At 55.8% G+C, this 9,005-nt stretch carries 9 protein-coding genes and 1 rRNA gene; 6 read left to right on the forward strand and 4 right to left on the reverse strand.

Going from position 1 to position 9,005, the window contains the following annotated elements; translation table 11 throughout:
- Together G392_RS0109415 and G392_RS0109425 are read right to left on the reverse strand one after the other, a co-directional pair.
- A 16S ribosomal RNA gene (locus G392_RS0109415) occupies nt 1–73 on the reverse strand; the annotation flags it as partial.
- 353 nt (nt 74–426) lie between these two features.
- Nucleotides 427–1,278, reverse strand: coding sequence for a GNAT family N-acetyltransferase (locus G392_RS0109425; RefSeq protein WP_027010026.1), 852 nt, complete (start codon nt 1,276–1,278; stop codon nt 427–429).
- 132 nt (nt 1,279–1,410) lie between these two features.
- Between G392_RS0109425 and G392_RS0109430 the strand changes: the two genes are divergently transcribed.
- Complete coding sequence (locus G392_RS0109430) at nt 1,411–3,552, forward strand: M3 family metallopeptidase (RefSeq protein WP_084165969.1); 2,142 nt, start codon at nt 1,411–1,413, stop codon at nt 3,550–3,552.
- A gap of 65 nt (nt 3,553–3,617) precedes the next feature.
- Nucleotides 3,618–4,199, forward strand: coding sequence for a hypothetical protein (locus tag G392_RS0109435; RefSeq protein WP_027010028.1), 582 nt, complete (start codon nt 3,618–3,620; stop codon nt 4,197–4,199).
- 63 nt (nt 4,200–4,262) lie between these two features.
- Here G392_RS0109435 and G392_RS0109440 read toward each other — a convergent pair whose 3' ends face one another.
- Nucleotides 4,263–4,757 carry a pilin gene (locus tag G392_RS0109440; RefSeq protein ID WP_027010029.1) on the reverse strand — a complete coding sequence of 165 codons (495 nt, stop codon included), beginning with the start codon at nt 4,755–4,757 and terminating at the stop codon, nt 4,263–4,265.
- A gap of 571 nt (nt 4,758–5,328) precedes the next feature.
- Here G392_RS0109440 and G392_RS13730 point away from each other — a divergent pair.
- From G392_RS13730 to G392_RS13735, 4 genes are all read left to right on the forward strand, one after another.
- The gene (locus tag G392_RS13730; protein ID WP_156900887.1) at nt 5,329–6,036 is read left to right on the forward strand and encodes a hypothetical protein; all 708 of its coding nucleotides are present in this window, start codon (nt 5,329–5,331) and stop codon (nt 6,034–6,036) included.
- Nucleotides 6,037–6,059: 23 nt separating this feature from the next.
- The gene (locus tag G392_RS0109450) at nt 6,060–7,391 is read left to right on the forward strand and encodes a DEAD/DEAH box helicase (protein ID WP_034335028.1); all 1,332 of its coding nucleotides are present in this window, start codon (nt 6,060–6,062) and stop codon (nt 7,389–7,391) included.
- 166 nt (nt 7,392–7,557) lie between these two features.
- Entirely contained in the window at nt 7,558–8,334 is a 777-nt protein-coding gene (gene lpxA / locus G392_RS0109455) for an acyl-ACP--UDP-N-acetylglucosamine O-acyltransferase (RefSeq protein WP_027010031.1), read from the forward strand.
- Between the two features lie 180 nt (nt 8,335–8,514).
- Nucleotides 8,515–8,712, forward strand: coding sequence for a hypothetical protein (locus G392_RS13735; RefSeq protein WP_156900888.1), 198 nt, complete (start codon nt 8,515–8,517; stop codon nt 8,710–8,712).
- 26 nt (nt 8,713–8,738) lie between these two features.
- On the opposite strand, the gene G392_RS14235 is transcribed toward G392_RS13735, so the two are convergent.
- A partial coding sequence (locus G392_RS14235; RefSeq protein WP_027010032.1) for an IS5/IS1182 family transposase occupies nt 8,739–9,005 on the reverse strand: 267 nt, incomplete at its 5' end.

Genomic DNA, 9,005 nt, shown 5'->3' on the forward strand with positions numbered 1-9,005 from the left:
GCTGCCGTCCGACTTGCATGTGTAAAGCATGCCGCCAGCGTTCAATCTGAGCCAGGATCAAACTCTTATGTTCAATCTGACTAATTTATTCTGGTCTGCTCAAAAGAAAGACGAAATCAAACGGGAAACAAGTCCCATTCGTCTGTCTGTCTTGGCAGTGCGGGAATACACCCGCACTTATCGGTAATCTGTTTGTTAAAGAGCAAAAACAAAAAATCAAAACATAAAAAATTCACTACCGCAACAAGAAACTTCTGCGCCGCAGCAGCGAAAAACCGAACTATACGCACATAAACAAACTTTGTCAAAGGATTTGACGGGAAATTTGGAAGAAAATGGGATAGCGGTTGTTTTTACTTGGTATTTATTTTTAATAAAGTTGCAAAAAAGTTGCGGACGGGCGTGATGCCGTCCGCTTGACGCTGTTTATTTGAGGTTGTCGAGTTCGCAAACGAAGTGGTAGGCGCTGATTTCAAAGCCGTGTTGGAAGTAGATGCGGTGGGCGGTGGTGCGCTCGCCGCCGACGTTGCTGTCGATGTGGATTTGGGCAACGCCGTTGGCACGGGCGATGCGCTGTACTTCTTGCAGCAGTCGGGTGCCGTAGCCGTGTTTGCGGTATTGGGGAACGGTTACCAAGTCGTCAATGTGGATGTGTTTGCCGCTGACCAGATTGGTTTCTTCGCGAAAGCCGCACACGGCTACGGCATTGCTGCGCCCTTCTTCAAAGATGCCGAGCAAACGGTAGCCTTGCGCCCGTTGGACTTTGTTGATTTGTTCGACAAAGCCGTTGATGTCTTTGAGTTTGGGGCGCAGGACGCTGAGTGCGGCAAAGGCGGCGGAGGTTTCGTGCGCGCCGATTTCGCGCAAAACGGCAGCAACGGAGTCGTCTGTTTCGGCGGCTTTTTCGGCTTCGGTCAGCACGGGGGCAACGCAGGCAACGGCTTCGTTAAGCGGGGTCGGCTCGGTGTGGGCGGATTCGATGCCGGCTTCGGCAAGCAATTGGGCGTAGGTCAAAACACGCAGGTTGTTGTCGTTGGCGAAGTCCATCAGGAAGCGGAACATGCCCGGATTGATTTCTTCGAGCTTGGGGGCGATGGCAACGCAACGGATTTTGTCGAGCAGCACGGGACGCACCCATTCGTGGTAGGAAAGGCGGTTGTCTTTGTTGAACGAGGACAAAATCCCGCACAGGCGTTCTGCCCAATCGCTGGGGCGGAACACTTTGCCCTTGCCGGTTGTGCCGTGAATGATGATTTCTTCTGGATTGCAGACCAACATATGCCGATACCGAAAGTACAATGAATAACAATCGGATTATAACCGATGCGCCAATCGGCTTGAAAGCCCCGTTTTTGGGGGGTATAGTTAAACTTGATTCACAATCTGCCAACGGAAGAAAGGTTTTCGACCATGCACCGCCGCCATTTTTTGCAATTGGGCGCATTGGGCTTTGCCGCTTTGCATTTCCCTTTGTTTGCTTCGGCGCGTTTGCCCGCGCTGCCCGACACGCTCAAATCCAATCCGCTTTTGGACATGTCGGGGCTGCCGCGCTTTGCCGACATTCGTGCCAAGCACGTCAATGCGGCGGTGGACTTCGCACTGGCGCACAACCGCCGCACCATCGCCAAGCTGACGGCAGGCAAACACACCACTTGGCAGGACTTTTACCTGCCGCTTGCCGATGCGGGCGACTTTCTTTCCCGCGTGTGGGGCGCGGTCGCGCATCTGGCTGCCGTTGCCAACAACGACGCATTGCGCCAAGCCCAAGAAACGGCTCAACAGAAAGTCAGCGAATTCAACAGTTGGTACGGACGCCATCAGGGATTGTACCGCCGTTTCCAAGCCCTGCGCCGCGCCCCCGAATTTGCCCGCTACAGCCAAGCGCAAAAACAAGCCGTAGAAGACGCCCTGCGCGACTTCCGCCTGTCGGGCATCGGGCTGGACGCCGCCAAACAGCAACGCTACGCCGCCATCACCGCCCGCTTAAGCCGCCTGAGCACACGCTTTGCCAACAACGTTCTGGACGCCACCAACGCATGGGAAAAAATCATTACCGATGAAACACAACTGGCAGGACTCAGCGAGCCGGCAAAACAAAACGCCCGCGCCGCCGCCGAAAGCAAAGGCAAACAAGGCTGGCGGCTGACACTGGACTACCCCAGCTACAGCGCCGTCATGACAAGCTGCGACAACCGCGCCCTGCGCCGCGAAATGTACACCGCCTACGCCACCCGCGCATCCGACCAAGGCCCCCACGCCGGCAAATGGGACAACGGCAACACCATACGCGAAATCCTCAACCTGCGTTTGCAACAGGCAAAACTGCTGGGCTTCAAAACCTATGCCGACTACGCCCTGTCCGACCGCATGGCACAAAGCCCGCAACAAGTCATGGACTTTCTCAACGGCCTGCTGGACAAAGCCCGCGCCCAAGCCCGCAAGGAATGGGACGAACTGCAACGCTACGCCGCCCAAACACACGGCGCAAACCGGCTCGAAGCATGGGACGGCGCATACTACGGCGAAAAACTGAAAACCGAACGCTACAGCGTCAACCGCGAAACACTGCGCCCCTATTTTCCCGAAACCAAAGTCTTGTCGGGGCTGTTTGAAACCGCGCAACACCTGTTCGGCATCAGCGTCCGCGAACGCAAAGGCGTGCAGGTGTGGCACGACTCGGTGCGCTTTTTCGATGTGTTTGACGGACAAAACCGCCACATTGCCTCGTTTTATCTGGACATGTACGCCCGCGAAGGCAAGCGCGGCGGCGCGTGGATGAACGGCATCACCGACCGTTTGACCACCGCCGAAGGCACTTTGCAAAAGCCCGTCGCCGTGCTGGTACTCAATTGCAGCGCCCCCGCCGCAGGCAAGCCTTCACTGTTGAGCCACGACGAAGTAACCACCCTGTTTCACGAATTCGGACACGCCCTGCACCACATGCTGACACGCATCGACGTGGGCGCGGTATCGGGCATCAACGGCGTGCCTTGGGACGCGGTGGAGTTTCCCAGCCAAATGCTGGAAGGCTGGACATGGGACAAAGACGCGCTCAAACGCATCGCCGCCCATCACGAAAGCGGTGCGCCTTTGCCCGACGACGTGCTGGACAAAATCGTGGCAGCCAAAAATTTTCAAGCGGCGCGGGCATTGGTGCGCCAACTGGAATTTGCCTTGCTGGATTTTCTGCTGCACTGGCGCGACACGCCCGCCGATGCGGGGCTGCTCAAACGCACGCTTGCCCGCATCCGCCAAGACGTTTCCGTGTCGCCCGAGCCGGAATGGACGCGCCGCAGCCATTCGTTTTCGCATATTTTTGCGGGCGGATACGCGGCGGGCTACTACGGCTATTTGTGGTCGGAAGTGCTGGCTGCCGATGCCTTCGACCGTTTTGCCGCAGACGGCTTGTTCAACCGCACCACAGGGCAGGCATTTTTGGACACCCTGCTTTCTCAAGGCGGGGCAAAAGAACCGATGGCGATGTTTACCGAATTTATGGGACGCGCCCCCCGCAGCGACGCTCTGCTGCGCCAGCGCGGCATCGGCAAGTAAGCATTTGAACATCATCAACATACCCTTGCACTTTTGCAAGCTGTTTACACGGAGAAAAACACGATATGCTCAACACGAAAGAACTGTTCCAACTGGTGCAGACATGGGAAGGCAACCCCGATGAATACGCCGCCTATTTTCTTTACAAGAAATTGAAAGAAGACGGCTGCGTCAATGCGGACGGCAAAGTGGAGCTGATTCAGCGAAGCGGCATGTTTTGCCCCGCGCCGTCGCCGCACTCGCGGGAAGACTTGGGCAAGCGCATCCGCGCCCGCATCATCAACATCAACCGCATTTCCGAAATCTACTGCCAAATCCACTGCCTCACCTGCATCAACTTCCAAAAAGAGGAGGAAGTCGCCCGCCGCAAGCACACACGCCAGCAGGATTTGCTCGCCAACCAAAGCATTTTGAGCGACCGCGAACGCGAGGAGCTGCTGTATCTGAACCGTTGGCTGCACGACCGCAAAGAGCGTTCGTATTTTACCCAATACGATGAATACGTTCAGGAATACTGCATCAAGATGTACAAGGTGTTTTTGTCGGACGCCGAGTCGTTTCTCGTGCCGAAAAACGATGTGATGAAAATTGTGGGCGAAGAATTGTTGCTGCAATTGTCGGAAAAGCCGTTGAACAGCAGCAGTTGATGCCGCTTTGACGCGACAAAGCGGCGGTTTGACGAAGCGGGGCAAAAAGCCGCTTGTTGCCTGTTACATGGTGTTTTTGCAGGCGGCAGGCACGTGCTTGGGTTTCCACGACGGGGCGTTGTTGGCTTTGGCTTCGCAGTGCCATGTGGCATCGCCCAAGCGGGTCAGGGTGATGGTTGCGCCCTGTATGCCTTTAAACGATTCTTTGCCGAAGGTGGCGGTCAGGCTTTTGAAGCGTTTGCCGTTTTCGTATTCTATTTTTGCGTTGAAAATCAGGTTGGAGGCGGGGTCGTTGCCGTCCATGCCGATGTATTCGTACAGCTCGCCGCCAATCAGCTTGCCGTCTTCATTTTTGTTTACGGTCGGCACGCCGCCTTGCGAAATGATGGTGTCGATGATGGTGCGGGCGCTGTTTATCTCGTAAAACACGCGGCTGACTTGGGTTTTGACCACGTAGTCCTGATACATGGGCAGCGCCAATGCCGCCAACACGCCGATAATCGCCAACACAATCATCAGCTCGATGAGCGTAAAACCTGTTTGTTTGTTCGGGTTCATGGTGGTTCCTCTTTTCGGTGTGCGCCCGTGCTGCGGGCGGAAAGCGGTTGCTGTCTTGCGGCGCGGGCGCGGACGCATCGGGTTTGTAACCCTGCGGGGCGGGGCGGTATAATGGCAGGTGGTGGAAAAATACCGTGCCTGTGCGGGGATTGTCAATGCGGCGGAAACGGCGGGGCTTGGGCGTGTCATCAATTAGCCAAAAAAACGCCGCACCGTCATTCCCGCGCCAGTGGGAATCCAAGTCGAAGCACGAGAAACCTTGATAAAACATGGCTTGCCAAGCATCGGGAGGTGGATTCCCGCATTCGCGGGAATGACGGATTTTTTATATTGCACTGAATTTTCAGCACAAAAAATTAATTGATGACACGCCCTAGTATTCTTATTCTATTTTTGCTGCCGATTCAATGTGTTTGCCGCTTGCCTGTGGGCAGTTGCAAGCAAATTGCGTGCTAGTTTGGGATTTTTGAAAAAAATTTCTGCCTTGCCGGCAGTTGTTGTGTTTGTGTCATAAGCTTATGGTTTGCGCTTGTGCGCTCCGGCGCGGGGCGCGAAACGGGACGGGTGTGTGATGATGGAGAAAAAACGTTTTCCTTTGCGCGCGAAATGTCGGGCGACGTTTCTGCATTTGGCTTTGTCGCTGCTGGTGTTTGCGGGGGTGGCGGTATGGCTGGTGGTGGGTTTGTATCCGTCTTTTTATTTCAATATGAGCGGCGGGGTGCAGGGGCTGATGCTGATGTTTGGGGTGGATGTGGTGCTGGGGCCCTTGCTGACGTTTTTGGTGTTCAATCCGCACAAGCGTTTGCGTGAAATTGTGTCGGATTGTCTGATTATCGGGGCGGTGCAGGCAGGGGCGTTGGTATACGGGCTTTATACGGTGTATCAGGAACACCCGAAATTGACGGTTTTGTACGAATACGGTACGGCAACGGCTTTGACCCACCGCGAGGTGTCGGCAGAGCCCGAATGGGCAGCGCTGCCCGATTCGGCGGCACACAGCAGCAGGGTGGCGGGCGTGGCATGGACGGTGTTTTCGCAGCCGCACGGTAAAAACACGTACCAGCCGCCGGCAAAAGCGGCGGCGGTATTGGCAAAGGCAGACGCGGCGGCACGGCGGGCGATGTCGCCCGAAGAACAGGCGCAATTGGCGCAGTGGGAGCAGTCGCACGGACAGGTTTACGTGTTTGCCGTTATCGGCAAATACACGGGCGCGTACGTCGTGCTGGACCGGCGCTTTCACTATTTAACCAAAATCGGCGAAAAAGAAGCCGGTTTGTAATCAAAGATGTTTGGAAAAAATTGATGATACAAAATGATTTCACCGCGCTGGGCTTGGGTCAGGAGCTGGCGGCGGCACTGGCCGAACAGGACTACCGCACCCCCACGCCCGTACAGGCAGCCGCCATTCCGAAAATTTTGGCAGGACACGACCTGCTTGCCGCCGCGCAAACGGGGACGGGCAAAACCGCCGCGTTCATGCTGCCCGCGCTGGAACGGCTCAAACGCTATGCCAATGCCAGCACCTCACCTGCCATGCACCCTGTGCGGATGCTGGTGCTGACCCCCACCCGCGAGCTTGCCGACCAAATCGACCAAAACACCCGCAAATACATCAAACACCTGCCCTTGCGCCACACCGTCCTGTTCGGCGGCATGAACATGGACGGCCAAACCCGCGAACTGCGTGCCGGCTGCGAAATCGTGGTGGCAACGGTCGGACGGCTGCTCGACCACGTCAAACAAAAAAACATCCGCTTGGACAAAGTGGAAATTTTGGTATTGGACGAAGCCGACCGCATGCTCGACATGGGCTTTATCGACGACATCCGCACCGTCATGGGTCTGCTGCCCAAACAACGCCAAACCCTGCTGTTTTCCGCCACCTTCGCCCCCGCGATACGCAAACTGGCGCAAGACTTCATGAACCGTCCCGAAACGGTGCAGATTGCCGCCCAAAACACCGCCAACGCCAATGTAGAACAACACATTATCGCCGTAGATACCGCCCGCAAACGCGAACTGCTGGAACGGCTGATAGTCGATTTGGAAATCCATCAGGCAATTGTGTTTTGCAAAACCAAACACAGTGCCGAACAAGTCTGCCGCGACCTGCTGCGGCGCGGCCTGCAGGCGCGGGCGATTCACGGCGACAAAAGCCAGCAAAACCGCTTGGAAACCTTGGCACAATTCAAAGCGGGGCAAATACGCGTCTTGGTGGCAACCGACGTCGCGGCACGCGGCTTGGACATTGCCGAACTGCCCTTCGTCATCAATTACGAGCTGCCCTCCCAAGCCGAAGACTACGTCCACCGCATCGGGCGCACCGGACGGGCGGGCGCGGACGGCGTGGCGATTTCGCTGATGGACGCGGACGAACAAAAAATGTTTGAAGCCGTCAAAGCCCTGACCAACGCCGATTTGCCCGTCTCGCGCATCGAAGGCTTCGAGCCGAAATGGCAGCCATGCCCGTCTGCCGCCCCCCAAACGCCCGCACCGCCCGCCGCCAACGAAGTCAAACGCCGCCCGACCGCCCCCAAAAAAGACCTGCCCCCGCCGCGAACCACCCGCCGGCGCGGACGCGAGCGCCGCTCCTGCGCCTTATTGCAACCCAATTTCGGCGCGGAAGAATCCTAAAAACCCCGCACCCATTATTCCCGCGCCAATGGAAATCCGGCATCTTGTGAATATTTGAAATGCGTCCACATCTGCCAAGCCGCCACCTTGATAAGGTGTGGCACGCTCGGTTAGAATCGGCAAAGCGCCGTTTTTGCCGCTTCCGCCACGCCCGAAAGGCTTTGCCATGACCACCATCCACCCCACTGCCATCGTCCACCCCGATGCCGAACTCGCCGAAAACGTCTGCATCGGCGCATACAGCGTGATTGGCGCACACGTCCGCATCGGCGCGCGCACGCAAATCGGTGCGCACGTTGTGATAGACGGCCACACCGAAATCGGCGAAGACAACCACATCTTTCAATTCGCCAGCTTGGGCGCGATTCCGCAAGACAAAAAATATCGCGGCGAACCCACCCGTCTCATCATCGGCGACCGCAACACCATCCGCGAATTTACCACCTTCAATCTCGGCACGGTAACCGGCATCGGCGAAACCCGCATCGGCAACGACAACTGGATTATGGCATATGTGCATCTGGCACACGACTGCGTGGTGGGCGACCACACCATTTTTGCCAACAACGCCAGCTTGGCGGGGCATGTTACCATCGGCAACCACGTTATTTTGGGCGGATTTTCTTTGGTACACCAATTCTGCATCATCGGCGACCACGCCATGACCGCATTTGCGGCGGGCGTACACAAAGACGTGCCGCCGTATGTGATGGCGGCAGGCTACCGCGCCGAACCTGCCGGATTAAACAGCGAAGGCATGCGGCGGCGCGGCTTTACCGCCGAACAAATCGCCAACGTCAAAAACATCTACAAAATCCTCTACCGTCAAGGCTTGTCCTACGAAAACGCCAAAGCCCGCGTGTGCCAACTGGCAAGCTCCGCGCCCGAACTCAAGGCATTTGCAGATTTCTTTGCCCGCTCCGAACGCGGCATCATCCGCTAGGGTGTGTCATCAATCGACTGAAAAAACCCGTACCGTCATGCCCGCGCAGGCGGGAATTCAAAATAAATTGAACAAGCCTTGATGAAACATGGTTTGCAGGTCATCGGGCGGTGGCTTCCTGCACTCGCGGGCATGACGGTGTGTTTTTATATCAAACTGATTTTCAATGTAAAAATATAAATGATGATACGCCTTAGGGCGCGTCATCAATTGACTGAAAAATCACTACGCCGTCATTCCCGCGCAGGCGGGAATCCAAAACCAATTCAAACAAACCTGAATAAAACATGGCTTGCAGGTTATCGGGCAGTGGATTTCCGCATTCGCGGGAATGACGGCAATGTTTATACTTCGTTGATTTTCAATGAAAGAATTTAAATAATGATACGCCCTAGGGCGTGTCATCAATTAATCCAAGAGACGACAGCAGCCAAATAAATTCCCCCCAAAAAAGCTGTTGCCGTCTTGTCATAACGGGTAGCAAGCGCACGGTATTGTTTCAAACGGGCAAAGAAGTTCTCAATCAAATGCCGTTTGCGGTACAAATCCTTGTCATACTCCCGCCGGTATTTGCGGTTGCGCAAACTCGGTATCACGACCTGTTTGCCCAAATCCAACAAGGGATTGACTACCCTTTTTGGGGCATCATAACCCTTGTCCGCAATTAGAAC

Source organism: Conchiformibius kuhniae DSM 17694 (assembly GCF_000428785.1).
Lineage (GTDB): Bacteria > Pseudomonadota > Gammaproteobacteria > Burkholderiales > Neisseriaceae > Conchiformibius > Conchiformibius kuhniae.

Excerpts from the sequence above, each read along its gene's own strand:
- G392_RS0109425 (WP_027010026.1), bottom strand. The coding sequence starts at position 1,278 with ATGTTGGTCTGCAATCCAGAAGAAATCATCATTCACGGCACAACCGGC.
- G392_RS0109430 (WP_084165969.1), top strand. The coding sequence starts at position 1,411 with ATGCACCGCCGCCATTTTTTGCAATTGGGCGCATTGGGCTTTGCCGCT.
- G392_RS0109435 (WP_027010028.1), top strand. The coding sequence starts at position 3,618 with ATGCTCAACACGAAAGAACTGTTCCAACTGGTGCAGACATGGGAAGGC.
- G392_RS0109440 (WP_027010029.1), bottom strand. The coding sequence starts at position 4,757 with ATGAACCCGAACAAACAAACAGGTTTTACGCTCATCGAGCTGATGATT.
- G392_RS13730 (WP_156900887.1), top strand. The coding sequence starts at position 5,329 with ATGATGGAGAAAAAACGTTTTCCTTTGCGCGCGAAATGTCGGGCGACG.
- G392_RS0109450 (WP_034335028.1), top strand. The coding sequence starts at position 6,060 with ATGATACAAAATGATTTCACCGCGCTGGGCTTGGGTCAGGAGCTGGCG.
- lpxA (WP_027010031.1), top strand. The coding sequence starts at position 7,558 with ATGACCACCATCCACCCCACTGCCATCGTCCACCCCGATGCCGAACTC.
- G392_RS13735 (WP_156900888.1), top strand. The coding sequence starts at position 8,515 with ATGATGATACGCCTTAGGGCGCGTCATCAATTGACTGAAAAATCACTA.